Genomic DNA, 26827 nt, shown 5'->3' on the forward strand with positions numbered 1-26827 from the left:
CCCACCCCGCGGCGCTCATGTGCGGTAGGGATCCTCCGCGCGCAGCGCCTTGTCGATGATGTCGCCGACGTCACGGTCGGTGAAGCTGGTCGGCAGTGGCAGCCCGAGCCGGTCGAGGAGGCGTCTGACCTCGTCGACGGTCGGCTCGTCGCTGAGTGCGGTCGCCTCCCGGAGATCGAGTTTGACGGCCTGTTCGCGGCTCTGGTGCAGCTCGGTGACGTAGTAGTCGTACAGCGGCCGGTCCCGCTCCACGTACAGGCTGACGCGGCGCGGGTCGTCCTGGGTGATGATCAGGCAGGTGTCGGAGAGGTCGAAGCGCAGCGCGGGGGCGACGGAGCTCAGGTGCACGTCGATCTCGAGGGTGTCCAGCCGCTGCCGGTACCAGCCGGCGGCCAGGACGGTGGCGTACGACTCCTTGCGGGTGCGTTCGGTGGTCCAGCCGACGGTGTCGCCGTGGCCGAAGGTGCGTCTGAAACGGGCGTAGGCCTCGCAGACCCGGTCGTCGGCCGGGTTGACGATGTCGATCTTCATGGTGAGGGCGCGGCGCTGGCGCTGCGCCTCGAGGACGCACTGCGGCAGGGTGACCGCCCGCAGATAGGTGCCGGTGCCGCCCTTGAACACCCAGCGGGCGGTGGAGCGGCGGGCCTGTTCGTGCGCGAGGGCCACCTCGGGTCCGGCCAGGGTGCGCACCATGGCCAGGTCCTCGATCGCGCGGCCGGTGGCGGCTGTGGCGGCCCGGATGTCGGCCATCCGGCGCCGGCGCTCGGTCAGTGAGCCGTAGACCAGCGCGGCGAGCACGAGCAGGATGGAGCCGGTGACGATGTCGTTGTCGAAGTCCTTGTTGGTGATGTCGAGCAGGCCCACGGTGAGGGCCACCGCGATGGCGACGACGCCGTCCGCGTTGCGGACCGCCCAGGCGATCGAGTCCTCCAGCCGGCGCCCCGACGGCTGCGGTGTACTGCGCGACACGTCCCCCACCCTCCCCCGACGGTGACATCCATGGTAGGAGCAACCCGCGGGCGACGGCTACGGCGCGTTCACCGGCCTCAACGGCGCGTACTCGCCAGCGAGGGCTCGATCGCGCTCCGGTCCTCAATGACGGAGTCGGCGGTGATGGGGGCCTTGGTCGCGGCATCGGTGGCGGACTGCGCATCGCCGGTCGGGGCCCCCTCGGAAGGGACGGGCAGCGCCGAGGTGTCCGGCGCGACGGACGGGGCCGGCACGGGCGTGGCGTCCGACGGGACCGGCGTGTCCGGGGCGGTCGGCGTGTACCGGTCCGCCGGCGGGGCGAGCGGGACCGTCGGGGTGGCGGGCCCGCCGTGCGTGCCCGGCAGCAGGACGGCGAGGGCGGCGACGGCGCAGACCACGGCGGCTCCGGCCGCCGTGCGCAGCAGCCGGCGGCGGGCCGCGCCGCGGCGGACCTCGGTGTAGCGGCCGGGCGGCGGGGCGAGGTGGCCGTGGGCCGGCCGCAGGATGACCGTGAGCGGGTCCTCGGGGTCGAACTCCTCGGGCTCCGCGCCGTCGTCGAAGTCGTCAGCGGGTGTGATCAAAGCTTCTCCTCAAGTGGGCGCGGAGCAGTTCGCGGGCCGCGTGCAGGTCGGCCTTGACGGTTCCTTCCTTGCGCCCGGTCAGCACGGACACCTCCCTGATCGGCATGTCAGCGTAGTAGTGCAACAGGATCGGCACCCGCAGCCGGTCGGGCAGCGACTGCACGAGCAGGCGGACGGACGGGTCGTCCTGTTCGGCGTGCGGTTGCACCGCGGCCTCGACGGTCGCCCGGCGCACGGCCCGCCGCTCACGCTCCAGTTTGCGCCAGTGGTCGCGGACCAGGTTGGCGGCGGTGACGAAGAGGAAGCCCTGGGGTTCCGCCACGGACGTCCAGCGGGCCCAGAGGCGGGTGAAGGCCTCCGAGGCGATCTCGTGGGCGGTGCCGTCGTCGTCGACGAGACGGCGGCACCAGCCCGCGAGGCGCGGGTAGAGGGCGGCGAACAGCTCGGACGCCGCCCTCTCACGGGACCGAGCGGGCCGTTTCAACGTTCTCCCGCGGGGATCAGGGCGGCGAAGACGATCACGTTGTCGCGGTATCCGTCCCCGGAGCGGGGACCTCCGCACGTGATGAGACGCAACTCCGGCCGGTCCACGTTCCCGTAGACGTCCTCGGTCGGGAACTCGCTCTTGTCGACGGTCCGTACGCCGGTGACGGCGAACTCGGCCGTGGTGCCGTTCTCCAGGCGCGCCGTGATCCGGTCGCCCCGGCCCAGCTCGTCGAGGTGCCGGAAGACGCCGTCGCCGTACTGGCCGACGGTGACATGACCGAGGATCACGGACGGTCCGGTCTGGCCCGGGGTGGGCGAGTGCCGGTACCAGCCGGCCCGGTCGTCCTTCTCGACGGGGGGCACCTCGACGCTGCCGTCGGAGGCCAGCCCGAGCCGCATCACCGGGGTGTCGACCCCGATGGCCGGGATCCGCAGCGCGACCGGTACGGACCGCGCGAGGGGACGCGCGGCCTGCGTGGTCTGCCTCGGGGAGGCCGTGGAGGTTCCGGTGGTGGCCTTGGGGGTGGCCGGGTCGGTGCCCCGGTCGGCCGGCGGGCCGCCGCAGCCGGCGAGCAGCACGGCGAGGGCGGTGGCGGCCAGGGCGCGCCTGGAGAACGGGCTCATGCGCCGGTCGCCCTCCGGCGCCGTACGACGTAGAAGCCGGCGCCCGCCACGGCGAACGCGGCGGCGGCGGAACCGACTCCGACCAGGCCGCCGTTGCCCTCGGAGGGCTTCTCGACACCGGTGTCGGCGGCGCCCTTCGGTACGCGGCCGACCTGGCTCGGCTCCGGGGTCGAAGCCAGGTCGTCGTCCGTCGGGGCGGTGGAAGCGTCGGCCGTCTTTTCGATGCTCGGCACCGGGCTGGCGGCCTCTGACACGGGGGTGCCGGAACTCTTCGTCGCGGTGCTGGGCACCGGGCTCGCCGACTGTCCGTCGGCGAACGCCGGGGCCGCGCTCATCAGCAGGGCCGCGCCCGTGACTGCCAGGGCACCGAGGCCCGCTGTGGACATGCGTCGCATGTGTCGCTCTCTTTCATCGGTCCGTTGACGGATCGAGCGGAGAGACGAGGCAGCGGGGGACCGGGTTGTAAAGAGATGGCAAAGCCGCCGACGAGGTCCGGAGGGGCCCTGGAGCGGGGCTGTTGTGCAATGCGAAATTTTGTGTTGCACAAGTGGTGCCCGCCTGAGCTCACCTCCTACGTTCCCCTCTCAACAGGCCGGTCCTCACCCCCCACTCACCCGTCATCCGGGCCCTTTTCGACGGCCCGGGCACCCTTCGAGGGATTCGAGGAACTTCGATGAACGCTCGTTCCGTACGTGGTGCGGTGGCCGTCGCCGCCTCCCTCTGCGCTCTGGCCGGGGTCGCCGCGTGCAACGTCCAGTCGGACAGCGACACGGCTGCCGCGGATGCCAGCGCCTCGCCCGCCACGGCCAAGAACCTGAGAGTCGGCTGGTCGACGATCTACCTGACCCCGTCGTGGATGCAGCAGACCCTGAAGATGCTGCAGACGGACGTCGACAAGCTGAAGTCGGCGGGCAAGGTGTCCTCCTTCAAGACCTTCAACGCCAACGGCGACACCTCTCAGCAGATCGCCCAGATCCGCGCCATGATCCAGCAGAAGTACGACGTGATCCTCGTCGACGCGGGCTCCTCCACCGCGCTCAACCCGGCGCTGGAGCAGGCCGTGGCCGCGGGCATCACCGTCGTCGCCTTCGACTCGCTGCCGACCTCCAAAAAGGTGATCACGGTCGGCACGGACCAGAAGGCCTGGGGCTCGATGATGGCGACCTGGCTGGCCAAGAAGCTGAACGGCAAGGGCAGCGTCATCGCGATGAACGGCCCGGCCGGTGTGGCCGTCAGCGAGGACCGGTGGTCGGGGGCCGCGGCGGTCTTCAAGAAGTATCCGGACATCAAGATCGTCAGCAATGTGCACAGCGAGTACAACCTCGCGCCGGCCGCCCAGGCCTTCGCCGCCGCCTACTCCGCCCACCCGGACATCGACGGGGTGTTCTCGCAGGGCGGGGCGCTGTCGGCGGCCGCGCTGCAGACGCTGGTCAAGCAGGACAAGAAGCTGGTCCCGATCACCGGCGAGAACTACAACGGTTTCCTGAAGCTGTGGCAGAGCAAGCAGAAGGAAGGTTTCTCTTCTCTTGCCACCGCCCAGCCCAACTACCTCTCGGTGATCGCCCTGGAGGCGGCCGTCGCCCACCGCGAGGGTGTGAACGTGCCGCACAACGTCGTCGTCCCGCTGCCCGAGATCACCGACAGCAACCTCTCCCAGTACGCCAAGCCCGCCGAGCCCGACGACTCCTACCCGATCAACGACATCCCGCAGTCCCAGATCGACAAGCTCATCGGCAAGTGAGCGGGTGACCCAGTGCCGCCGCTGCTGAGTGTGGAGAAGGTGTCGAAGTCGTTCGCGGGCAACCGGGTGCTGACGGACGTGAGTTTCGACGTCGAGCCCGGGGAGGTGCTGGCCCTGGTCGGCGAGAACGGGGCCGGCAAGTCCACCGTGCTCTCCCTCGTCACCGGGCTCCTCGCGCCCGACTCCGGCCGTGTCGTCTTCGACGGCACCCCGGTGCCCCGGGCGTGGTCTCCCCACCGCGCCCGGGCCACCGGGATCGGCTCCGTCCACCAGGAGTTGAGCCTCAACCCGCACCAGAGCGTCGCGGAGAACGTGTTCCTCGGGGCCTGGCCCACCCGCCGGGGTCTGGTCCGGCGCCGCGACCTCGCGGCCCGGGCCAGGCCGCTGCTCGCCCGGGTCGGTCTCGACGTCGACCCGGGCACCCCGGTCGGCCGGCTGCCGCTGGGCAGCCGGCAACTGGTCGAACTGGCCAAGGCGCTGGCGGGCGAGCCCCGGCTGCTCATCCTCGACGAGGCCACCTCGGCGCTCGACGAGGACCAGGTGGGCGCCGTCTTCCGGGTGGCGCGCGAACTGCGCGACCAGGGCGGCTCGGTGATCCTGGTGAGCCACCGCATGGCCGAACTCTTCGCGATCGGCGACCGGCTGACGGTCCTGAAGGACGGGGCGGTCACGGCGACCCGGGAACGGCGGCAGACCGATCACGACGACATCGTGCGGCTGATGGTGGGCCGGGAACTGTCCAACCTGTTCCCGGCGAAGGCGACGGCCGCCGGCCCCGACCCCCTGCTCCGGGTCCGGGGACTCACCGTCCCCCGCGCCTGCGCCGGCGTCGACCTCGACCTCGTGCCCGGCCGCATCACCGGCCTCGGCGGACTGCAGGGACAGGGACAGCGGGAAGTGCTGCGCGCCCTGTTCGGCCTCGCCCGCCACACCGGGGACATCACCTTCGAGGGCCGTCCGCTGCGGCTCTCCTCGCCCCGGGACGCCATCCGGCGCCGTATCGCCTACGTCCCCGAGGACCGCAAGACCGAGGGCGTCCACACCGTGCGCGCCGTCCGCGACAACCTCGCCCTGCCCAGCATGCGCGCCCTGGCACCCGCGAGCCGGCTCACCACCGTCTCGCGCGGCGCCGAGACCGCCCTCGTCGACGACCTGATCGGACGGCTGCGCATCAAGGCGGCCTCCCCCGCGCAGGAGGCCCGCCGCCTCTCCGGCGGCAACCAGCAGAAGGTCGCGCTCGCCAAGTGGCTGCCCACCGCGCCCCGCGTCCTGCTGCTCGCCGAACCGACCCGGGGCATCGACATCGGCACCAAGCGCGAGATCTACCACCTGCTGCGCCGCCTCGCCGACGACGGCCTCGCGGTGCTCGTCACCTCCGGAGACACCATGGAACTGGTCGGCCTGTGCGACGAGGTGGCCGTCCTGTACGAGGGGACGGTCGTGGACCGCCTCACGGGACCCGACCTGACGGAGGAACGTCTGGTCAGGTCGTCGGTGATGGGCACCGGGGGCGTGGTCCATGCGTGAGCGCCTCCTCGGTGCCGCACGCGGCAGCACCGACCTCCTCGCCCTGGCGGCGCTGCTGCTGGTGCTGCTGATCGCCTACCAGCACTACGACTCCAGCCTGCTCACCCCCGCCTCCGTCACCATCCTCTCCGCCCAGTTCCTGCCGCTGGTCCTCGCCGCGTCGGGCCAGACGACGGTGATGCTGCTCGGCGGGATCGACCTCTCGCTGGGCGCGGTGCTCGGCCTCGCCATGGCCGTGTTCGCCACCTACGACGCCCGGGGCGCCGGCGGAGTCGTCACGGCCGCGGTGCTCGCCCTGGGCACGGCCGCCCTGGCGGGCGCGGTCAACGGGACGCTGGTCGCCTACGCCGGACTGCCGCCGATCGTGGTGACCCTCGCCGCCTCCTTCCTGTGGGGCGGGGTCACCCTGGTGGTCCTGCCGCAGCCGGGCGGCGCGGTACCGGGCGGGCTGGTGAACGCGTACAACAACGGCTGGAACGGCATAGCCCTGCCGGCCGTCGCGATCGCCCTCGTCCTCGCCCTGTGGAAACTGCTGCGCACCACCCGCCACGGCCTCGCCCTGTACGCGGTCGGCGGCAACGAACACGGCGCCTACGCCAGCGGCCTGCACACCCGGGGCGTGAAGATCGGCGGATACGCGCTGGCGGGCGCGTTCGCCGGACTCGCCGGGATCGGCCTCGCGATCCAGACCGGCTCGGCCGACCCGACGATCGGCGCCCCCTACACGCTCAACTCCATCGCCGCCTCGGTGCTCGGCGGCATCAGCTTCTTCGGCGGAGTCGGCCGGATGCGCGGCACGGTCCTGGGCGCGCTGGTCATCGGCCTGCTCACCAATCTCCTGCTCTTCACCGGGATCTCGCCCTTCTACCAGCTCATCCTGCAGGGCGTGATCCTCGTGGTGGCGCTCGCCCTGAAGACGTACCTCACGAGGGAGGCGGCCGTATGAGCGGCCTGGCGCTGCAGAACGGCGGCAGAGCGACCTGGGCGTTCGGCGTGCTGGCCGTCACCTGGCTCGCCGCGATCCTGTTCGCGGACGGCTTCGACACCGTCTCCAGCTTCCGCTACCTGGTGCAGACGGCGTCCTTCCTGGGCATCGTCGCGGTCGGCCAGACCCTGGTCGTCATGATGAGCGGCATCGACCTGTCGGTGTCCGGTGTGGTGGCCCTGTCGGCGGTGGTGTGCGCCAAGGTCGCCTCCGGCACGGGCGGTGGCGCCGCGGCTATGACGGTGGCGCTGCTGCTGAGCGCGCTCGTCGGCGCGGTGAACGCGGCCGGGGTCGTCTGGCTGCGGGTTCCGCCGATGGTGATGACACTGGCCACGGGAACGATCCTGTCGGGCACCCTGCTCGTCTACACGGACGGCTCCCCGAGTTCGGCGCACCTTCCGCTGCTGGACTCACTCGCAGGCGGCCGACTGCTGGGCGTCCCCCGGTCGTTCCTGCTGTGGCTGCTCGTCACGGCCGCCGCGTTCTGGCTGCTGCACCTGTCCCGCACCGGCCGGTACGCCTTCGCGCTGGGCGCCGGCGAGGACGCGGCCCGGGCGTCCGGGGTGCCGCTCGTGTCGACGGCGTTCACGGCGTACGTGTCCTGCGCGCTGCTCGCCGGCGTGGCGGGCCTGGTGCTGCTCGGCTTCACCGGCACCAGCTCACTGACCATGGGCAACCCCTACCAGCTCCTGTCCATCGCCTCGGTCGTGCTCGGCGGCACCTCCATCCTCGGCGGGCGCGGCCACCTCCTCGGCACGGTCGGCGGCGCCCTGCTGCTCACACTGCTCACCGCGCTGCTGACCTCGTGGAACCTCTCGGAGGGCGTACGGCAGGTCGTGCTCGGCGTCCTGATCATCGGCCTGCTGCTGGTCTACGCGAGGGAGCGCCGGACATGACACCGGACCTGACGCCGGACCCGACCTCGGTGGAGGACCTCCTGCGGGACCTCGTACGGATCCCTTCCGTCAACCCCCGGGACGGGGCGGCCGACGGGGGTGAGACGGCGGTCGCCGAGTACGTACGGGACTGGCTGGAACGGCGCGGTGTGCGGGCCGAGCTGCCCGAGGTGCTGCCGGGACGCCGCAACGTGGTGGCCGTCGTGCCGGGCCGCGCTCCCGGGGTGGTCCTGCTGGAGTCGCACCTCGACACGGTCGAGACGGACGGCATGACCGTCGATCCGTACGACGGCGCGGTCCACGACGGCCGGCTGTACGGGCGGGGCGCCTGCGACGCCAAGGGCCCGCTGGCCGCGTTCCTGCTGGCCCTCGCCGAACTCGCCGCCGGGGACGGCCCACCGCCGTACACCGTGGTGCTGGCCGGGGTCTGCGACGAGGAGCACGGCTGCCTGGGGGTCCTGCACCTGGTGGACGCGCTCACGGACCGCCCGGTCGTGGGCGCGATCGTCGGCGAACCGACCGGGCTGGTCCCGGCCGTCGCGCACAAGGGAGTCGTCCGCTACACCGTGCGGACACGGGGGCGCGCCGGACACAGCTCGCGCCCCGAGGAGGCCGTCAACGCGATCACCCTGATGGCCCCCGTCATCGCCCACCTGGCCGGCAGTCCTCCGGCCGTCCCGCCGCACCCCCTCCTCGGCTCGGCCACCCGCTCCGTCACCCGTGTCCGGGGCGGCACCGGTCCCAACACCATCCCCGACAGCTGCGAGGTGGACGTCGACCGCCGCACGCTCCCCGGCGAGGACCCGGAGACCGTGTGGGAGCACGACCGTGCCGAACTCACCGCGCTGGGCGCGGAGGTGGACTCGCCGTTCACGGTGGACCCGGCCCTGGACACCGCGGCGGACGCGGACGTCGTCACCGCGTTGCGCCGGGCACTGGACGAGCACGGACGGCCGTCCGAGATCCGCGGCATGCCCTTCGGTACGGACGCCAGCAAGCTCGCCAGGGCCGAAATCCCGTCGGTGGTCTTCGGCCCGGGTTCGGTGGCGGACGCGCACTCGGCGGAGGAGTCGGTGGACCTGGCGGAGGTGGAGCTGGCGGCGCGGGTCGTGGCAGCCGCCGTACGAGGACTCGGGGAGCCGTCGTGCGACTGACCGATCACGTCACCCTCGTCGCCAGCGGAGCCGCCGGCTTCGACCTCTCCGACCCCTTGGACTGCCACGTCTACCTGGTCAGGGGCAGCCGGCACACCGCCCTCGTCGACGCCGGCGCGGGCCGCTGCGCGCTCCCCCTCGACGGCACGCCCCCCGACCACCTCCTCCTCACCCACGGCCACGCCGACCACGCGGGCGGGGCCGCCGCGCTCGCCGAGCGGTACCCCGGCCTGCGCGTGCGGGCCGGAGCCGCGGCGGTGGACTGGATCGCCACCGGGGACGAACGCGGCCTGAGCGTCGACAGGGGCAGAGCCGCCGGCGTCTACCCGCCCGACTACACCTTCGCCCCCTGCCCCCGCGTGGAACCCATCGCCGACGGCGAGGAGGTCGACCTCGGCGGCGGGGTGGTCCTGCGGGCCGTCGCGACACCCGGCCACGCCGACGGCCACACCTGCTACCACCTGCGCACCCCCGGTCACCGCGCCCTCTTCTCCGGCGACTGCGTCTTCACCGGGGGCCGGATCTCACTGCAGAATCTGCACGACAGCCGCGTGCCCGAGTACGCGGCCAGTCTCACCCTGCTGGCCGCGCTCGACGTCGACGCGCTCTTCCCGGGCCACCACGAGATCTCCCTCGCCCGGGCCGGGCGGCACCTGGCCACCGCCCGCGACACCGTCGCCCGGGGACTGCTGCCGAGGAGTACGACTTGACCGCCACATCGGGATCCGCCTCCGGATCGTCGGCCCGCCGCAACCAGTCCTCCTCGCTGCGCCGCGCCCTCACCGTCCTCGAGCACATCCGCGACCACGCCGGCACCGGCCGGGGGCTCTCGCTGACCCGGCTCGCCGAGGAGCTGGGCATCAACAAGAGCACGGTGCTCAGGCTCACCACGCCCCTGATGGAGGCCGACCTGCTGGTCCGTGACCGCGAGACCGGGTGGTTCCGGCTCGGCCACGGCACCCTGCGGCTCGGGCAGGCCTATCTCTCCTCGCTGGACCTGCGGACCGTGGCCACCGAGCCGCTGAGACTGCTCCAGCACGCGGTCGGGGAGACCTGCCACCTGGTGGTGTACGAACCGCCGGACGTCGTCTACATCGACAAGGTCGAGAACGAGACCAACGTCCGGATGGCCTCCCGGGTCGGCAGCCGGGTCCCCGCCTACCGCACCGCCGTCGGCAAGGCCATCCTCGCCTGGCTGGGCGAGGAGGAGTTCCGGGTCGTGGTCGCCGCCGGGATGCCGCCGGTCACCCCGCACACGACCACCGACCCGCAGCGGCTGCGGGCCGAGCTGGCCCGGGTCCGGCGGGAGGGCTACGCCATCGACGACCGTGAGAACGAGCCGGAGGTGCGGTGCGTCGCCGCGCCCGTCTTCGACCACACCGACGCGGCGGTCGGGGCGGTCAGCGTCTCCGGCCTCACCACCCGGATGACGCCGGCCCGGGTCCGCGAGGTCGGCCCGATGGTCGTCCGCACCGGTCTGGAGATCTCCCACGTCCTCGGCTCTCCCCGGGCCCGGGACAACCACGGCAACAGCAACGGCAACTGACTCCCCGGAGGGGCTGGGCATGGAAACGTCCACGGCGTCGACGTACGCCTTCGTCGAGGATCTGCGCGCCGAGGGCGTGAGCTCGGTGCTCGACCGCGTCCTGGGGACGTACGGCTGCGACACCCTCACCGTCGCCGCCGCCTACCACCGCGCCCGCGACGTCACCCCGCACGGTCCGGCGCGGGTCACCCTGCGCCACGACGGCGCCCACTTCGTCCCGCCGGCCGGGCTGTTCGACGGACTGCGTCTGACACCTCCCGTCCAGGCGGGCGCCGAGGAGGAGCCGCTGCGCGAGGTACGCAGACAGACGGCGGAGCGGGGCGCCGCGCTGCACGGCTGGACCGTGTTCCTGCACAACACCACGCTCGGCCTCGCCCACCCCGACGTCACCCAGGAGAACTGCTTCGGCGACCGGGCCGCACCGGCCGACCTCTGCCCGGCCCACCCCGACGTGCGGGCGTACGCCGTCGCACTGGCCCGCTCGGTGGCCCGGCTGGGCATGGACGCGGTGGTCGCCGAATCCCTCCACTACGGCACCTTCGGCCACGGCTACCACCACGAGCGCAGCTTCGTCCCGCTGGGCCCGCTGGAGGACTTCCTGCTGGGCCTGTGCTTCTGCCCGCACTGCGTACGGCACGCCGAGTCCGCCGGGGTGGACGCGGGCGCCGCGCGAGCCGAGGCGGCCCGGGCGGCCGGCCGGGTCCTGGACGGCGGGGATCCCCGGCCGTGGGAGCTCCCCGAGCCCGTCGCCGCCTACGTCCGCACCCGCACCGGGACGGTCACCTCGCTCGCGGCCGCCGTGGCGGAGGCGGTGGCCGCGGAGGGCTCACGGCTGGTCTTCCTCGATCTCACCGGCGCGATCAAGGGCTACGCGGACGGCCTGCCGACGGGCCCGCTCGCCGTCGACGAGGCCTGGCGGACGGGTGTCGACCCGGCCGCGGTCAGCGCGGTCGTCCCCGGCTACGCGATGCTCGCCTACGCGCGGGACCCGGAGCGGATCGCGGCCGACACCGCCGCCTACCGGTCCGCCCTCGCGGACGGCTGCTCGCTGCGCGCGGTGCTGCGCCCAGGGGTCCCCGACACCGGGTCCGCCGCGCAGCTGGCGGCCAAGACCGCCGCGGCCACCGCTCCCGGCAGGGCCGACGCCGTGGACTTCTACCACTACGGCCTGGTGCCCCACCCGGTGCTGGACCGCATCCCGGTGGCGCTCAAGGAGCGTTGACCGGTGGAAATGGTGTCGGCCATGTGTGCGAGTTCTGGAGCACCTTGCGACGGTTCCCGTCGTGCCGTAATCACGTGAACCATGAACCTGTTCACCCGTGCTGCGTCCCTGCGCCGCCCGGCTCCCCCCACCGCCCCCCAACTCCCCCACGAGTCACCGGCCTTCACCCCCGTCGGCGGGCTGCCCGATCCCGCCCTGGCGGCACTGACCGGGGAATGGATGATCGACCCCGCGCACAGCCGTATCGGTTTCTCCGTCCGCCACGCCCTGGTGACGACCGTGCGCGGGGCTTTCACCGAGTACGAGAGCCGGCTCTTCTTCGACGGCCGCAATCCGGCCCGCTCCCGGGCCGAGATCACCCTGTCCACGGCGTCCGTCGACACCGGCGTGGAACAGCGCGACGCCCATCTCGTCGGCCGGGACTTCCTGGACGCCCGCGCCTATCCGCGGATGCGCTTCACGAGCACGGCCGTGCGTCTCGCGGGCAACGACGTCTACCGCATGACCGGCGACCTCACCATCAGGAACCGCACCCGTCCCGTCGACCTGGATCTCACCTACATCGGCCACGTCACCGACCCGTTCGGCTACGAGCGGGCCGGCTTCGACGGCACGACCACCATCAACCGTTCCGAATGGGGCCTGACCTACAACCAGAGACTGGCGGAGGGCGGCGCGATGGTGAGCGAGAAGGTCCGCCTCCAGTTCGACATCGCGGCCATCCGGACGACCCCCGCCGACTGATTCCGGCTTTACACGCGCCGCGGTAGCGTAAGGAACGAAACTGTTTCGTTTCGCACAAGGCGGCCTCGCCGCCGGCAGGGAGAAGACAGACATGGTCTCCGTACTCGTGGTCGACGACCGGTCCCTGCAACGCCTCGCCCTGCGCGTGCTCCTTGCCGCCGAGCCCGGTCTGGACGTCGTCGGGGAAGCGGTGAGCGGGGCCGAGGCGGTCCTGACGAGCGCCTCGCTCCGCCCCGACGTCGTCCTGATGGACAGCCGCCACGCCGGGGCGGACGGCATCGAGACCGTCCGGCGCATCGCACGGCCGGCCCACCTCCCCCGCCCCCTGGAACCGGTGACGGCACAGGCGCGCCCTCCCCGCGTCCTGGTCCTCGCCCCCGCCGGCCACGAGGGGTACGCCTACGCCGTGCTGCGCGCCGGAGCCGGCGGGTTCCTGTTCGAGGACGCCGCCCCGGAGGAACTGACCGCGGCCGTCCGCATCGTGGCCGCCGGAGACGCCGTCATCACCCCCGGTCTGACGCGCGCGCTCATCGAGACGGTCCGGCAACAGCGCACCACCCGCCCTCTCCCCCGCACATCCGGACTCGGCACGCTCACCGGACGGGAACGCGACGTCCTCGTCGCCGTCGCCTCCGGCTGGTCCAACACCGAGATCGCCGACTGGCTGTCCATCGCCCCGACGACCGTGAAGAGCCACGTCAGCCACATCCTCGCCAAGATCGGCGCCCGCGCCCGGGTCCAGGCGGTGGCCTTCGCCTACGAGTCCGGCCTCGTACGGCCCGCGGCCTGACAGGGGCGCTCCGGCAGGAGCCGCCCGGCCGACCGCCGCCAAGCGGTGGCCTTGACGTCAGGCCCGTCCCCGGCCCGTCACAGGCCCACGATCACGTTCCAGCGCTTGGCGAACTCCAGTCGTTCCGCGGAGGTGATGTCACGGGCGATCGCCAGGCGGTCGCGCATGGCCTTGTCGGGGAAGATCAGCGGATTGCGGGCGAGGGCGGCCGTGTCCTCGTCGTCGGAGTCGGCGAGGACCGCCTGCGCGGCCGGGACCGGGCAGACGTAGTTCACCCAGGACGCGAGTTCGGCGGCGACCTCGGGGTCGTAGTAGTAGTCGATCAGACGCTCGGCGTTGGCCTTGTGCCGGGCGAGGTCGGGGATCATCAGGGAGTCCGACCACAGCTCCGCGCCCTCCTCGGGGACGACGAAGCGGATGTCCGGGTTGTCGGCCTGGAGCTGGATGACGTCGCCGGAGTAGGCCTGACAGGCGAGGACGTCGCCGCTGACCAGGTCCTTGGTGTAGTCGTTGCCGGTGAAGCGGCGGATCTGGCCGGCCCGGACCTCCTTCTCCACCTGGTCGCACACGGCGTGGAAGTCGTCGGCCGTCCACTTCGTGACGTCGACGCCCTTGCCCTGCATCAGCAGCGCGAACGCCTCGTCCAGGCCGGAGAGGAGGGTGACGCGGCCCTTCAGGTCACCGGCCCACAGGTCGGCGACCCCGCGTATCTCGCGGCCGAGCCTGCGGCGGTCGTAGGCGATGCCGGTGATGCCGGACTGCCACGGCACGGTGTACTCGCGCCCCGGGTCGAAGGCGGGCGAACGGAGCAGCGGGTCGAGGTACTCGGTGACGTTCGGCTGGCGGGAGCGGTCCATCTCCTGCACCCAGCCCAGCCGTACGAACCGCGCGCACATCCAGTCGCTGATGACGACGAGGTCGCGGCCGGTCTGCTGGTGGTTCATCAGCGCCGGACTGATCTTGCCGAAGAACTCGTCGTTGTCGTTGATCTCCTCGACGTAGTCGACGGAGATGCCGGTGTGCTCGGTGAAGGCGTCCAGCGTGGGCCGCTTCGTCGCGTCGTCGTCGTCCGTGTCGATGTAGAGCGGCCAGTTGGCCCAGGTCAGGTGCTTGTCGGTGGCGGAGACGTCGGCGGCCGCCCGGTCCCCGGCGGGGACGTACGCGGCCTGTACCCCGCAGCCGGTGAGGGTGCCCAGCGCGGCGGTGCCGCCGAGGGCGCGCAGCAGGGAGCGGCGAGAGGGGAGGGGCGTGCGCACGGCACGCCCCTCCCTGCTGTGGTCCGTCAACTACGCGTCCAGGGAGGTCATGACGTGCTTGATGCGGGTGTAGTCGTCGAAGCCGTAGCCCGAGAGGTCCTTGCCGTAGCCGGACTTCTTGAAGCCGCCGTGCGGCATCTCGGCGACCAGCGGGATGTGGGTGTTGATCCACACACAGCCGAAGTCGAGCTTCTTGGACATCCGCATGGCGCGGCCGTGGTCCCGGGTCCACACCGAGGAGGCGAGGGCGTACTCGACGCCGTTGGCCCATGCCACCGCCTGCTCCTCGTCCGAGAAGGACTGGACGGTGATGACGGGACCGAAGACCTCCTTCTGGATGATCTCGTCGTCCTGCTTCACGCCGGAGACGACGGTCGGGGCGTAGAAGTAGCCCTTCTCGCCGACCCGGTGGCCACCGGTCTCGACCTTGGCGTGGGCGGGCAGCCGCTCGATGAAGCCGGTGACCTGGCCCAGCTGGTTGGGGTTGTTGAGGGGGCCGTACAGCACGTCCTCGTCGTCCGGCTGCCCGGTCTTCGTCTCGGACGCGGCCTTCGCGAGCGCGGCGACGAACTCGTCGTGGATGGACTCCTGGACGAGGACGCGGGTGGCCGCCGTACAGTCCTGGCCGGCGTTGAAGAAGCCCGCCACCGAGATGTCCTCGACGGCCTTGGCGATGTCGGTGTCCTCGAAGACGACGACCGGCGCCTTGCCGCCCAGTTCCAGGTGGACCCGCTTGAGGTCCCTGGACGCCGACTCGGCGACCTGCATGCCGGCCCGCACCGAGCCCGTGATCGAGGCCATCGCGGGGGTGGGGTGCTCGACCATCAGGCGGCCGGTCTCACGGTCGCCGGTGATGACGTTGAAGACGCCCTTGGGGAGGATCGAGCCGATGATGTCGGCGATCAGGACGGTGGAGGCCGGGGTGGTGTCGGACGGCTTGAGGACGACCGTGTTGCCGGCCGCGATCGCCGGGGCGAACTTCCACACGGCCATCATCATCGGGTAGTTCCACGGCGCGACCTGCGCGCAGACGCCGACCGGCTCGCGGCGGACGATGGACGTCATCCCGTCCATGTACTCGCCGGCCGAGCGCCCCTCCAGCATCCGGGCCGCGCCCGCGAAGAAGCGGATCTGGTCGACCATGGGAGGGATCTCCTCGGAGCGGGTCAGCCCGATCGGCTTGCCCGTGTTCTCCACCTCGGCCGCGATGAGGTCCTCGGCGCGGTCCTCGAAGGCGTCGGCGATCTTCAGGAGGGCCTTCTGCCGCTCGGCGGGCGTGGTGTCCCGCCAGCCGGGGAAGGCCGCGGCGGCGGCCGCCATCGCGGCGTCCACGTCGGCCCGTCCGGACAGCGGCGCGGTCGCGTACGGCTCGCCGGTCACGGGGTTGACCACCTCGGTGGTCCGTCCGTCGGCGGCGTCCCGGAACTCACCGGCGATGTAGTTCTGTAGTTTCCGCAGCCGCCCCAGCTCGGTGCTCACTGACCAGCCCTCCAACTTCGCAGGTGTCCATCGACTGAGACACCCACACTAATCCGCTGCTCCGCGTTTTCAACACCCCCGATCCTATGAAGGCTGCGGAATTCGCAGATCTCACTCACGTAAACAACGAATTTCATTGCCCCGACCTTGCGGAACTGTCGATACGTCGTGCACAGTGAGGCCGTGGCCAGTCGAAGCGCAGAGCAGAGGGACTCCCGCGAGTCCAGGACCGGCGGCAAGCCCCACCTGGATGCCGTCAGCCTCGCCATCATCGAACAGCTCCAGGAGGACGGCCGCCGGCCGTACGCCGCGATCGGCAAGGCCGTCGGCCTGTCCGAGGCGGCCGTGCGCCAGCGCGTGCAGAAGCTGCTCGACCAGGGCGTGATGCAGATCGTCGCCGTCACGGACCCGCTCACCGTGGGCTTCCGCCGGCAGGCGATGGTCGGGATCAACATCGAGGGCGACGTCGAGTCCATAGCCGAGGCGCTCACCGACATGTCCGAGGTCGAGTACGTGGTGATGACCGCGGGCTCGTTCGACATCCTCGCGGAGATCGTCTGTGAGGACGACGACCAGCTGCTGGACGTCATCAACAAACGCATCCGGGCGCTCGACGGCGTCCGCTCGACCGAGAGCTTCGTCTATCTGAAGCTGAAGAAGCAGACCTACATGTGGGGAACCCGATAACCGTGAGGACCCGATAACCGTGAGCTCCAAGGACCTCAGCCGCACCGCGTACGACCACCTGTGGATGCACTTCACCCGCATGTCCTCGTACGAGAACTCCCCGGTCCCGACCATCGTCCGGGGCGAGGGCACCTACATCTACGACGACAAGGGCAAGCGCTACCTCGACGGTCTCGCCGGCCTGTTCGTGGTCCAGGCCGGTCACGGCCGCGTGGAGCTCGCGGAAGCCGCCTTCAAGCAGGCCCAGGAGCTCGCGTTCTTCCCCGTCTGGTCCTACGCCCACCCCAAGGCCGTGGAGCTCGCGGAGCGTCTCGCCGGCCACGCGCCGGGCGACCTCAACAAGGTCTTCTTCACCACCGGCGGCGGCGAGGCCGTGGAGACCGCCTGGAAGCTGGCCAAGCAGTACTTCAAGCTCACCGGCAAGCCCACCAAGCACAAGGTCATATCCCGCGCGGTCGCCTACCACGGCACCCCGCAGGGCGCCCTGTCCATCACCGGCCTCCCGGCCCTGAAGGCCCCCTTCGAGCCGCTGGTGCCCGGCGCGCACAAGGTCCCCAACACCAACATCTACCGCGCCCCGATCTTCGGCGACGACCCCGAGGCCTTCGGCCGCTGGGCCGCCGACCAGATCGAGCAGCAGATCCTCTTCGAGGGCCCCGACACCGTCGCCGCGGTCTTCCTCGAGCCGGTCCAGAACGCGGGCGGCTGCTTCCCGCCCCCGCCCGGATACTTCCAGCGCGTGCGCGAGATCTGCGACCAGTACGACGTCCTGCTGGTGTCGGACGAGGTCATCTGCGCCTTCGGCCGCCTCGGCACGATGTTCGCCTGCGACAAGTTCGGCTACGTCCCGGACATGATCACCTGCGCCAAGGGCATGACCTCGGGCTACTCCCCCATCGGCGCCTGCATCATCTCCGACCGGCTGGCCGAGCCCTTCTACCGGGGCGACAACACCTTCCTGCACGGCTACACCTTCGGCGGCCACCCCGTCTCGGCGGCCGTGGGCCTCGCCAACCTCGACCTGTTCGAGCGCGAGGGCCTGAACCAGCACGTGCTGGACCACGAGGGCGCGTTCCGCGCCACGCTGGACAAGCTGCACGACCTGCCGATCGTCGGCGACGTCCGCGGCAACGGCTTCTTCTACGGCATCGAGCTCGTCAAGGACAAGGCGACCAAGGAGTCCTTCGACGCCGAGGAGACCGAGCGGGTCCTGTACGGCTTCCTGTCCAAGGCCCTCTTCGACAACGGGCTGTACTGCCGTGCCGACGACCGCGGCGACCCGGTCGTCCAGCTCGCCCCGCCGCTGATCTCCGACCAGGAGACGTTCGACGAGATCGAGCAGATACTGCGCGCGACGCTGACGGAGGCGTGGACGAAGCTGTGAGACGAAACCCGTGAGACGAAGCTGTGATCAGCTGACCCTGTGATCAACACCGGCCCCGGAGTCTGCCGTTCGAGTGAGAAACGGCCGCCCGGGGCCGTGTGCTGTCCGGATGCCCGCCACGACCTCCTTAGCGTGCTCGTGACCGATCGGCCCCGCCTTCGTTCCCCCGTACGGGGGATTGGCACGGGAACCACAGATCTGAACCGAGGTGTACGCCCATGGAGGCCCCGCCGGACAACGACGTGCTCTGGGCACGCTCCCTGCACTTCACGCACCGCGACGGCTCACCCGCGCTGGGCGGTGTCTCGCTGGGCGTGCGGGAGGGCGAGATCCTCGCCGTCAGCGGCCCGCGCGGCAGCGGCAAGACGACCCTGCTGCAGTGTCTGTCCGGCCTGTCGCCCGCCCAGCACGGCGAGGTCTGGTTCAACAGCGTGGCCGTCCACACCATGGGCCCGATGGCCCGCGAACGGCTGCGCCGCGACCGCTTCGGCTGGATCGACCCGGCCCCCGTCCTCGTCCCCGAGCTGAACGTCTGGGAGAACGCGGCCCTCCCCCTCATGCTGCGCGGCACCAGCCGCCGCCGCGCCAAGGCAGCCGCGCTGGAGTGGCTGGACCGCCTCGACGTCGGCCACAAGTCCCACAGCCGCCCGCACGAGCTCACCCAGGCCGAGCGCCAGCGCGTCTGCATCACCCGCGCCCTCGCCCCGGCCCCTTCCGTGCTCTTCGCGGACGAGCCGACGGCCCCCCTGCACCGCGCGGACCGCGCCCACGTCCTGCGCACGCTCACCACGGCGGCCCGCTCGCACGGCATCACGGTGGTGCTGGCCACCCACGACGCGGAGACCGCGGCCCTCGCCGACCGCCGGGTGGCCCTCCTGGACGGCCGCCGGGTCAACACCGTCCACCTTCCCCCGGACACGGAGCCGGAAGGCCGGGGAGCCGAGCCGGAAGGCCGGGGGGCCTCGTGCTCGCTCTCCGTCTGACCCGCAGCGCCCACCCCGCCGTACAGCTGCGCCGCCTCCTGGTGGCGACGGCATCGGCGGCCACCGGCTTCCTCCTCCTCTCCACCCTCGGCCACGCCCTCGCGCACCCGGAAGCCTCGGCGGGGTCCGCGCTCCGCCTGGCCTGGTGCGCGCTCCCCCTGGCCGCCACGGTCCACCTCGCCGTCGCCGTCGCCCGCACCGACCCCGGCACCCGCCCGCGCCCCGGCCTCGCGGCGATCGGCCTCGGCCCGGCCCGCCTGATGGCCGTCTCGGCCACGACGACGGCCCTGTCGACCCTGCTCGGCTCGATGCTGTCCCTCCTCCTCTTCCTCCACCTCCGCGGCGATCTCACCGGCATGCCCTTCGACGGCGCGGCCACGGACTTCCTGGCGGCGGACCATCCCCTCCCCCTCCCCGCGGCCCTGACCCTGCTGTCCCTGGTACCGGCGGCGGCATCGACCGCCGTGGCCCTGTCGCTCCGCCCGAGGGACGCCCGCCCGGCGGCCGGCCGGCCCACGCGGCCCGCCTCGCTCGGCCCAGCCCCGGCCGACAGCAGCCAGGACACCCCGGAAGAGCTCCCCGACCCGCCGCACCTCCCCGAGCCCACCGCCCTCCCCTGGGGCGCGGCCCTCCTCGCCACCGGCCTCGCGGTGGAGGGCTACGCGAGCCGCACGGCGACGGACGCCACCACCCCGCTGCCCTCCGGCCTCCCCACCGCCCCCACCGCCGTCCTCCTCGGCTGGACCCTCACCGCCATCGGCCTCGCCCTCGCCGGCCCCGGCCTCACCCACCTCTGCGGCCGCCTCCTGCAGGCCGTCCGCCCGGGCGCCCTGCGCCTCCTGGCGGGCCGCGGCCTCATGGAGGAGGCGTCCCGCATCGGCCGCCCCCTGGGCGTGCTCTGCGCGGTGGCGTCGGGCGCGTACACCATCTCCGCCCTGTACGACCCGGCCGACCCCTCCTCCGGCCCCCTCACCACGCTGGGCGCCGCGGTCGTCGCGGGCTGCACGGTCGCCACACTGCTCACCGCCGCCGTCGAGGCGCGGCAGGCCCGCGCCGACACCACCGCCGCCCTGCTCCGTCTGGGCGCCCCGAGCCGGACCCTGCGCACCGCCGCCGCGATGCGCACCGGCGCGCTGCTGACCCTCTTCGTCCCGCTGACCCTGGTGGTGGCGGAGCTCGCGGCGATCCCGCTGGCCCGCTGAACGCCGTACGAACCGGGACCCGTACGACACACGATCGCGCCCACCGATGAGTTCCGCGCGGCCCGCCGGTCTACCCCGACGTACGACACACCATCCGATGGGAGAGACCCGATGACCGCCCCCGCCCACCAGCAGATGATCTTCGTCAACCTGCCCGTGAACGACCTCGACGCGTCGAAGAAGTTCTTCACGGAGCTGGGCTACTCGATCAACCCGCAGTTCAGCGACGACAACGCGGCCTCGGTGGTGATCAGCGACACGATCGTCGCGATGCTGCTCACCAAGCCGTTCTACGCGACCTTCACCGACAAGGAGATCGCGGACTCCTCGAAGACCAGCGAGGTCCTCATCGCCCTGAGCGCCGAGAGCCGCGAGAAGGTCGATGAACTGGTCGACCGGGCGCTCGCCCTCGGCGGCTCCCCCAGCGGCCGGACCCAGGACATGGGCTTCATGTACGGCCGTGCCTTCGACGACCTCGACGGCCACACGTGGGAGGTCGTCTGGATGGACCCGTCGGCCATCGAAAGCTGACCCTCCCCCGAAGACCTGAGTCCTAGGGCGTGTTTCGAAAGTGGCGTCGTCTGCCCGAAGGGCAGGCCGCCAGGCAGGCGGGACTTTCGAAACACGCCCTAGCATGGGCGGGTGCATCCGACGACACCCGCCCAGCCGTTCGACGGTTCCCACGACCGCGAGATCGAGTGCCTCGCCGAGTTCGACGAGGTGGTCCGTGACCACGGCACGCTGTCCCACTTCCGCGTCCAGGCCGTCGACCTGACGGGCCGTACGGACATCCTGCTCGCCCTGGACACCTCGGGAGCCGTGTTCCTCGGCTGCCCGATGGATCCGGAGGCCGCGGTGAAGGCACGCGCCTCCGGCGCCCTGGTCTTCCCGCCGGTACCCGGGCTGTCCTTCGACCCGTACCGCGGCTTCGTCTACTCCCCCGACGAGCTCTTCGCCTCCCTCGACGAGGGAGGCTACGAGGCGACCCCGGACGCCCTGACCTACGCCTGGTTCCAGCAGACCAAGGCGGACGGCGACATATTCGGCTCGATGCTCCGCTCGATCCACGACGACGCGGTCTCCGACGCGCTCGACGAACTCCTCGTCGGCGCCCGGGTGGTGGGCGTGATGGGCGGCCACGCGATGGCGCGCGGCACGGAGGCGTACGCAGGCGCGGCCCGCCTCGGCCGTGAACTCGCCCGCGCCGGGCTCACGGTGGCGACCGGCGGCGGCCCCGGCGCGATGGAGGCGGCGAACCTGGGGGCGTACGCGGCGCCGTTCGGCGACGAGATGCTGACCGAGGCGCTGCGACTCCTCGCCAAGGCACCGAAGTTCACCCCGTCGATCACCGACTGGGCGCGGGCCGCCTTCGAGGTGCGCGCCGACTGGCCCGGCGGCGGTCCCTCCGTCGGCATCCCCACCTGGTTCTACGGCCACGAGCCGCCGAACCCGTTCGCCGCGCACATCGCCAAGTACTTCTCCAACGCCACCCGCGAGGACGGCCTGCTGGCCCGCTGCAACGCCGGGGTGGTCTTCCTGCCGGGCGCCGCCGGGACCGTGCAGGAGGTCTTCGACAACGTGACGCCCAACTACTACGAGTCGCGCGGCGAACCGACGCCGATGGTGCTCGTGGACCGGGAGCACTGGACGGAACGTCTGCCCGCCTGGCCCCTGTTGCGGTCACTCGCCCGGGAGCGGTCGATGGAGTCCCGTATCGCCCTTGTTGACCGGATCGAGGATGCTCCGGAGGCATTGAAACGTCTCGGTCATTAATAAGCGGGCAAAGCCAGCCGCTGGGCGGGGTCCACGGATTGACACTGCTTATGAAACGCTTATAGATCTGTGAGTCTGCTGGGGATGGTGACGCACTCGGCATCACCGGGGGCGCCATCTCCCCCTCCACCCCCCGCAGTTGCGCTTCCCGTAAAGGACAAACGTGTCCCTTTCCCGCCGTACCGCCGCTTCCTCGCTGCGCGTCCTCGGTGTCACCGCCGCCTCCGCCGCCCTCGCGTTCAGTGCCGCCGGCACCGCCCTGGCCTGTGAGATAGGCGACTTCGCCGCCGCAGCCTCCTGTGACGGCACGAAGGGCGTCATCACCGTCACCGACAAGGACGCCTCCGGCGTGCCCGCCGTCGTCACCGTCTTCCTGGAGAACAACGGCGCCGACCTGCGCCAGGTCGGCGAGCAGACAGTAGAAGGCTCCGCGAAGGGCACCACCATCACCTTCGCCGAGGACTGGGCGCCCGACGCGATCTACCGGATCCACGTCAAGGCCATCAAGAAGGACAAGGTCCTCGTCGACAAGGACATCGCGGGCAACCTGACCACCCCGTCCAAGGCCTGCCAGGGCGACGACACCACCAGCCCGTCCCCCTCGGCGTCGGAGTCGGCTTCGGCTTCGGCGTCCGCGACCCCGTCGCAGACCGCCCCGTCCCCGGGTGAGACGATCACCCCGAGTTCCTCGGAGTCCGAAAGCCAGAGCGGCTCCGCCGCCGCCCCCGTCGGCAACGACGTGTCGCCCGCGGCCCAGGAGTCCAACCTCGCCGAGACCGGCGCCGGCTCCAACACCGGACTGATCGCCGGCATCGCGGCCCTGCTCGTGGTGATCGGCGGTGGCGCGGTCTTCTTCGGCATGCGCCGCCGCGGCTCCGGCAACCGCTGAGCCAGAGCGAAAGGGCCCGCCCCTCACACGGGGCGGGCCACTCGGCGTCTGCGGTCAGTCCAGTACGACGGTCTCCGCCGCGTCGAACGCCACCCCGACCGCGTCCCCGACCTCCGGCGCCTCCCGCAGTCCGCACGCGGCCTCCAGCCTGGGCGCGCCCTCCGGCTGAAGCCGTACGGCAACATGCGTGCCCTTGAAGGTGCGTGCCGCGACCGTGCAGCGCAGGCCCTCGTCGGGGCCGGTGAGACGCACCCCGGCGGGCCGCACCAGCAGCGTGCGCGCGCCCTGCGGCGAGCCGTCCGGCACCGCAACCTTGCCCCACGGCGTCACCGCCACCCCGCCCGTGACCGTCGCGTCCACCACGTTGTCGAAGCCCAGGAAGCGGGCGACGAACGCGTCCGCCGGCCGCTGCCACACCTCGAGGGGCGAACCGGACTGGGCGATCCGCCCGTCCCGCATCACCACCACCCGGTCGGCGAGCGCGAACGCCTCCCCCTGGTCGTGGGTGACCGCGAGCACGGTCGTGCCCAACCGCCCGAAGAGCTCCCGCAGTTCGACGACCAGTCGCTCCCGCAGCGAACGGTCGAGCTGGCCGAGCGGCTCGTCGAGCATCAGCAGCCGGGGACGGGGAGCGAGGGCACGGGCCAGGGCGACCCGCTGCTGCTCGCCGCCGGAGAGCGCGGCGACGGCCCGACGGGCCGCGCCCGGCAGCCCGACCAGCTCCAGCAACTCCCCCACCAGTTCCCTCTGTTGCACCTTCGGGACCCCGTGCATCCGCAGCCCGAACGCCACATTGCCGCCCACGTCCCGCTGCGGGAACAGCTGATGGTCCTGGAACATCAGCCCGAACTCGCGCTTGTGCGCGGGCACTCCCGCCTGGTCGCGCCCGTCCAGCAACACCCGCCCGGAGTCGAGGGGTTGGAGCCCGGCCACCGCCCGCAGCAGCGTCGACTTGCCGCTGCCGCTGGGCCCGAGCACACACACCACCTCGTGCTCGGCGACCGCAAGATCGACCGCGTCCAGCACGGGCCGCCCGCCGAAGCACACCGTCGCGGCCTCGAGACCCAGCAGCATCAGAACTCCCCCGTCCGGTCGGTCCGCAGCCGCTCCAGCACCAGCAGAGCCACCGCGCACACCACCATCAGAATCGTCGAAAGGGCCATCGCCTGGCCGTAGTTGAGCTCACCGGCCCGTCCGAGCAGCCGTGCCACGGCCACCGGCAGCGTCGGGTTGTCGGGCCGGGCGATGAACACGGTCGCCCCGAACTCCCCCAGCGACACGGCGAAGGCGAATCCGGCCGCGACGAGCAGCGCCCGCCGCACCATCGGCAGATCCACCTCCCGCCACACCCTCCAGGGCGAGGCGCCCAGCACGGCCGCCGCCTCCCGCAGCCGGTGGTCCACCGCCCGCAGCACGGGCAGCATGGTCCGCACGACGAAGGGGACGCCGACCAGCGCCTGGGCGAGGGGGACGAGGATCCAGCTGCTGCGCAGGTCCAGCGGCGGCTCGTCCAGCGCGATCAGGAACCCGAAGCCGACGGTCACGGCCGACACGCCGAGCGGCAGCATCAGCAGCGCGTCGAAACCCCGGACGATCCGCCCCGCGTCCCGTCCGGCGAGCGCCGCCGCGGCCAGGGCGCCGATCACCACCGCGATCGCGGTCGCGGCGACGGCGTACTCCAGCGAGTTGCCGATCGCCTCGATCGGCGGCACCAGGAAGACATTGCCGTCCTCGTCGGCCAACGCCCGGTAGTAGGCGAAGCCGGGGGCGTCGAAGGACCGTCGTACCAGCACCGCGAGCGGCAGCACGAGCAGCACGGCGATGCTCACCAGCACCCCGGCCAGCAGCGCCCACTGCCCGGCCCCGCGCGGCCGCCGTGCGGTGAGGTGCGCGTCCACCAGCGGCAGCGCGGTCTCCCGCCGCCGCACCGTCCAGGCGTGCACGGCGAGGATCGCGCCCACCGCCACGAACTGCACGATCGTCAGCACGGCGGCCGTGGGCAGGTCGAACACCTCGGTGGTCTGCCGGTAGATCTCCACTTCGAGCGTGGAGAAGGTGGGCCCGCCGAGGATCTGCACCACCCCGAAGGAGGTGAAGGTGAACAGGAAGACCATCAGCGCGGCGGCCGCCACGGCGGGCGTGAGGGCGGGCAGCGTGACCGTCCTGAAGGCCCTGAGCCGCGAGGCGCCCAGCATCCGCGCGGCCTCCTCCTGCCGCGGGTCGAGCTGCGCCCACAGCCCGCCGACGGTCCGCACGACGACGGCGTAGTTGAAGAAGACGTGCGCGAGCAGGATCGCCCACACGGTCGTGTCCAGCCGTACGCCCCACAGCTCGTCGAGGAGCCCGCCGCGCCCGACGAGCGCGAGGAACGCCGTACCGACCACGACCGTCGGCAGCACGAACGGGACGGTGACGATGGCCCGCAGCACCTGCCGGCCCGGGAAGTCCAGGCGCGCGACGGCATACGCGCCCGGCAGCGCGACCAGCAGGGTGAGCGCCGTGGAGGCGAGCGCCTGCCAGGTGGTGAACCACAGGACGTGCCGGATGTCGGGCTGGGCGAGGACGTCCCACAGCCGGCCCGCCTGCCAAGCGCCGTCGACCCTCAGCCCGCGCACGACGATCGCGGCGACGGGGTAGGCGAAGAACAGCCCGAAGAACGCGACGGGCAGGACCAGCAGCGCCGCCCGGGCCGCGCTCCCGGTCCTGCGCGGGGCTACTTGAGTACGAGCGAGGTCCACGACTTGACCCACTGGTCGCGGTGGTCGGCGATCTTCGCCGGGTCCATGGTCTCGGGGTCCTTGGCGGCGGGCCCGTACTCCGTGAACTCGGCGGGCACGGTCGCGCCCTTGACCACCGGGTAGACGAACATGTTGAGCGGCATGTCCTCCTGGAACCTCTTGCTGATCAGGAAGTCGATGAAGGCCTTGCCGCCCTTGCTGTTGCCCGCGTTGCGCAGCAGCCCGGCGAACTCGATCTGCCGGAAGCAGGTGCCGTCGGCGACGCCCGTCGGGGCCGTGCTGGGCCTGGGGTCGCCGTAGATCACCTCGGCGGGCGGTGAGGAGGCGTACGACACCACGAGCGGACGGTCGGCCTTGGCCTTCTTTCCGCCCGCCGAACCGGAGAACTCCTCGTTGTAGGCCTGCTCCCACCCGTCGACGACCTGCACACCGTTGGCCTTGAGCTTCTTCCAGTAGCCCTCCCAGCCTCCGTCGCCGTACTTCGCCGCGGTGCCGAGCACGAAGCCGAGGCCGGGCGAGGAGGTGGCGGCGTTCTCGGTGACGAGGAGGTTCTTGTAGGCGGGCTTGATCAGATCGTCGTACGAGGTGGGCGGGGCCAGCTTGTGGTCGGTGAAGTACTTCTTGTCGTAGTTCACGCAGATGTCGCCGTAGTCGACGGGCGTGACCCGGTGCTTGCCGGCGTCGAGCTGGTACGCGCCGCCGACCTGGTCGAGCCCCTTGGCCTCGTACGACTGGAAGAGCCCGTTGTCGAGGGCACGGGACAGGAGGGTGTTGTCGACGCCGAAGAAGACGTCGCCCTGCGGGTTGTCCTTGGTCAGGATCGCCTTGTTGACGGCCTGCCCGGCATCGCCGTCGGTGAGGACCTTGACCTTGTACCCGGACTCCTTCTCGAAGGCGGCGAGCACGCTCTTGGAGACGGCCCACGAGTCGTGGCTGACGAGGGTGACGGTCTTGGACCCTCCGCTCGACGCGGTGTCGTCGGACGACGAACCGCATGCGGACAGCGTGACGAGACCGAGGCCGACGGCCGCGGCCACAAACATCCTGGTGTGCACTGGTTTTCCTCCTGGGGTTGGCCAGGAAGAGACGCGGCCCCGCCCGGACGGCCCGGGCGGGGCACAACAGCTTGAGCGGTGACCGAACTTCCTACCCAGAATGACCTGGGCGAGGT

Annotated in this window: 27 protein-coding genes; 17 read left to right on the top strand and 10 right to left on the bottom strand. The window is 71.8% G+C overall.

The features are described 5' to 3' along the window. Positions 1–15: 15 nt before the first annotated feature. The 5 genes from ABT057_RS06275 to ABT057_RS06295 form a co-directional block, all read right to left on the bottom strand. Positions 16–969 carry a hypothetical protein gene (locus tag ABT057_RS06275; protein ID WP_352341294.1) on the bottom strand — a complete coding sequence of 318 codons (954 nt, stop codon included), beginning with the start codon at positions 967–969 and terminating at the stop codon, positions 16–18. Between the two features lie 77 nt (positions 970–1046). Beyond that, the gene (locus ABT057_RS06280) at positions 1047–1550 is read right to left on the bottom strand and encodes a hypothetical protein (RefSeq protein ID WP_352341295.1); all 504 of its coding nucleotides are present in this window, start codon (positions 1548–1550) and stop codon (positions 1047–1049) included. Continuing rightward, positions 1534–2034, bottom strand: coding sequence for an RNA polymerase sigma factor (locus tag ABT057_RS06285; RefSeq protein ID WP_352341296.1), 501 nt, complete (start codon positions 2032–2034; stop codon positions 1534–1536). The genes ABT057_RS06280 and ABT057_RS06285 overlap by 17 nt, the downstream gene beginning before the upstream one ends. Beyond that, entirely contained in the window at positions 2031–2660 is a 630-nt protein-coding gene (locus tag ABT057_RS06290) for a class F sortase (protein WP_352341297.1), read from the bottom strand. Before ABT057_RS06290 ends, ABT057_RS06285 begins: the two co-directional genes overlap by 4 nt. Further along, positions 2657–3055, bottom strand: a complete 399-nt coding sequence (locus ABT057_RS06295) for a sortase-dependent protein (protein ID WP_502973797.1) — start codon at positions 3053–3055, stop codon at positions 2657–2659. The genes ABT057_RS06290 and ABT057_RS06295 overlap by 4 nt, the downstream gene beginning before the upstream one ends. 278 nt (positions 3056–3333) lie before the next feature. Between ABT057_RS06295 and ABT057_RS06300 the strand changes: the two genes are divergently transcribed. The 10 genes from ABT057_RS06300 to ABT057_RS06345 all read left to right on the top strand — a co-directional run bounded on the left by ABT057_RS06300 (position 3334) and on the right by ABT057_RS06345 (position 13265). Then, positions 3334–4401 (top strand): ABC transporter substrate-binding protein, encoded by a 1068-nt coding sequence (locus ABT057_RS06300; RefSeq protein WP_352341298.1) that lies wholly within the window; start codon positions 3334–3336, stop codon positions 4399–4401. A 12-nt stretch (positions 4402–4413) separates the two neighbouring features. Continuing rightward, entirely contained in the window at positions 4414–5928 is a 1515-nt protein-coding gene (locus ABT057_RS06305; RefSeq protein WP_352341299.1) for a sugar ABC transporter ATP-binding protein, read from the top strand. Continuing rightward, a complete protein-coding gene (locus ABT057_RS06310; protein ID WP_352341300.1) occupies positions 5921–6874 on the top strand; it encodes an ABC transporter permease in 954 nt (317 codons plus the stop codon). The genes ABT057_RS06305 and ABT057_RS06310 overlap by 8 nt, the downstream gene beginning before the upstream one ends. Continuing rightward, complete coding sequence (locus ABT057_RS06315; protein ID WP_352341301.1) at positions 6871–7809, top strand: ABC transporter permease; 939 nt, start codon at positions 6871–6873, stop codon at positions 7807–7809. Before ABT057_RS06310 ends, ABT057_RS06315 begins: the two co-directional genes overlap by 4 nt. Continuing rightward, positions 7806–8963 carry a M20 family metallopeptidase gene (locus ABT057_RS06320; protein WP_352341302.1) on the top strand — a complete coding sequence of 386 codons (1158 nt, stop codon included), beginning with the start codon at positions 7806–7808 and terminating at the stop codon, positions 8961–8963. The genes ABT057_RS06315 and ABT057_RS06320 overlap by 4 nt, the downstream gene beginning before the upstream one ends. Beyond that, entirely contained in the window at positions 8954–9673 is a 720-nt protein-coding gene (locus tag ABT057_RS06325; protein WP_352341303.1) for an MBL fold metallo-hydrolase, read from the top strand. The genes ABT057_RS06320 and ABT057_RS06325 overlap by 10 nt, the downstream gene beginning before the upstream one ends. Next, entirely contained in the window at positions 9670–10509 is an 840-nt protein-coding gene (locus ABT057_RS06330; RefSeq protein WP_352341304.1) for an IclR family transcriptional regulator, read from the top strand. The genes ABT057_RS06325 and ABT057_RS06330 overlap by 4 nt, the downstream gene beginning before the upstream one ends. Before the next feature lie 19 nt (positions 10510–10528). Then, entirely contained in the window at positions 10529–11731 is a 1203-nt protein-coding gene (locus tag ABT057_RS06335) for a hypothetical protein (protein ID WP_352341305.1), read from the top strand. An 81-nt stretch (positions 11732–11812) separates the two neighbouring features. Next, a complete protein-coding gene (locus tag ABT057_RS06340; RefSeq protein ID WP_352341306.1) occupies positions 11813–12475 on the top strand; it encodes a YceI family protein in 663 nt (220 codons plus the stop codon). A gap of 91 nt (positions 12476–12566) precedes the next feature. Continuing rightward, complete coding sequence (locus tag ABT057_RS06345; protein ID WP_352341307.1) at positions 12567–13265, top strand: LuxR C-terminal-related transcriptional regulator; 699 nt, start codon at positions 12567–12569, stop codon at positions 13263–13265. 77 nt (positions 13266–13342) lie between these two features. Here the strand turns inward: ABT057_RS06345 and ABT057_RS06350 are convergent, their stop codons facing one another. Beyond that, positions 13343–14521 carry a polyamine ABC transporter substrate-binding protein gene (locus ABT057_RS06350; protein ID WP_352341308.1) on the bottom strand — a complete coding sequence of 393 codons (1179 nt, stop codon included), beginning with the start codon at positions 14519–14521 and terminating at the stop codon, positions 13343–13345. Between the two features lie 30 nt (positions 14522–14551). Then, on the bottom strand, positions 14552–16000 hold the full coding sequence (locus ABT057_RS06355) for a gamma-aminobutyraldehyde dehydrogenase (RefSeq protein ID WP_352341309.1): 1449 nt from the start codon (positions 15998–16000) through the stop codon (positions 14552–14554). A 168-nt stretch (positions 16001–16168) separates the two neighbouring features. Between ABT057_RS06355 and ABT057_RS06360 the strand changes: the two genes are divergently transcribed. The 7 genes from ABT057_RS06360 to ABT057_RS06390 all read left to right on the top strand — a co-directional run bounded on the left by ABT057_RS06360 (position 16169) and on the right by ABT057_RS06390 (position 22918). Further along, entirely contained in the window at positions 16169–16687 is a 519-nt protein-coding gene (locus ABT057_RS06360) for an Lrp/AsnC family transcriptional regulator (protein ID WP_352341310.1), read from the top strand. A 19-nt stretch (positions 16688–16706) separates the two neighbouring features. Continuing rightward, on the top strand, positions 16707–18071 hold the full coding sequence (locus ABT057_RS06365; protein WP_352341311.1) for an aspartate aminotransferase family protein: 1365 nt from the start codon (positions 16707–16709) through the stop codon (positions 18069–18071). A gap of 218 nt (positions 18072–18289) precedes the next feature. Further along, positions 18290–19054, top strand: coding sequence for an ABC transporter ATP-binding protein (locus ABT057_RS06370; protein WP_352341312.1), 765 nt, complete (start codon positions 18290–18292; stop codon positions 19052–19054). Beyond that, a complete protein-coding gene (locus tag ABT057_RS06375; protein ID WP_352341313.1) occupies positions 19036–20256 on the top strand; it encodes a hypothetical protein in 1221 nt (406 codons plus the stop codon). The genes ABT057_RS06370 and ABT057_RS06375 overlap by 19 nt, the downstream gene beginning before the upstream one ends. 111 nt (positions 20257–20367) lie before the next feature. Then, positions 20368–20787, top strand: a complete 420-nt coding sequence (locus ABT057_RS06380) for a VOC family protein (protein WP_352341314.1) — start codon at positions 20368–20370, stop codon at positions 20785–20787. A 111-nt stretch (positions 20788–20898) separates the two neighbouring features. Beyond that, positions 20899–22029 (top strand): LOG family protein, encoded by a 1131-nt coding sequence (locus ABT057_RS06385; RefSeq protein WP_352341315.1) that lies wholly within the window; start codon positions 20899–20901, stop codon positions 22027–22029. Positions 22030–22192: 163 nt separating this feature from the next. After that, on the top strand, positions 22193–22918 hold the full coding sequence (locus ABT057_RS06390) for an LAETG motif-containing sortase-dependent surface protein (protein WP_352341316.1): 726 nt from the start codon (positions 22193–22195) through the stop codon (positions 22916–22918). 54 nt (positions 22919–22972) lie between these two features. Here ABT057_RS06390 and ABT057_RS06395 read toward each other — a convergent pair whose 3' ends face one another. The 3 genes from ABT057_RS06395 to ABT057_RS06405 are packed head-to-tail and all read right to left on the bottom strand — an operon-like array spanning position 22973 to position 26699. Further along, positions 22973–23992 carry an ABC transporter ATP-binding protein gene (locus ABT057_RS06395; RefSeq protein WP_352341317.1) on the bottom strand — a complete coding sequence of 340 codons (1020 nt, stop codon included), beginning with the start codon at positions 23990–23992 and terminating at the stop codon, positions 22973–22975. Beyond that, a complete protein-coding gene (locus ABT057_RS06400) occupies positions 23992–25656 on the bottom strand; it encodes an ABC transporter permease (RefSeq protein ID WP_352341318.1) in 1665 nt (554 codons plus the stop codon). Before ABT057_RS06400 ends, ABT057_RS06395 begins: the two co-directional genes overlap by 1 nt. Further along, positions 25632–26699, bottom strand: coding sequence for a thiamine ABC transporter substrate-binding protein (locus tag ABT057_RS06405; RefSeq protein ID WP_502973805.1), 1068 nt, complete (start codon positions 26697–26699; stop codon positions 25632–25634). The genes ABT057_RS06400 and ABT057_RS06405 overlap by 25 nt, the downstream gene beginning before the upstream one ends. Positions 26700–26827: the final 128 nt, after the last annotated feature.

Origin of the sequence: Streptomyces sp. NPDC002588 (assembly GCF_040295925.1) — a bacterium.
Taxonomy (GTDB): domain Bacteria; phylum Actinomycetota; class Actinomycetes; order Streptomycetales; family Streptomycetaceae; genus Streptomyces.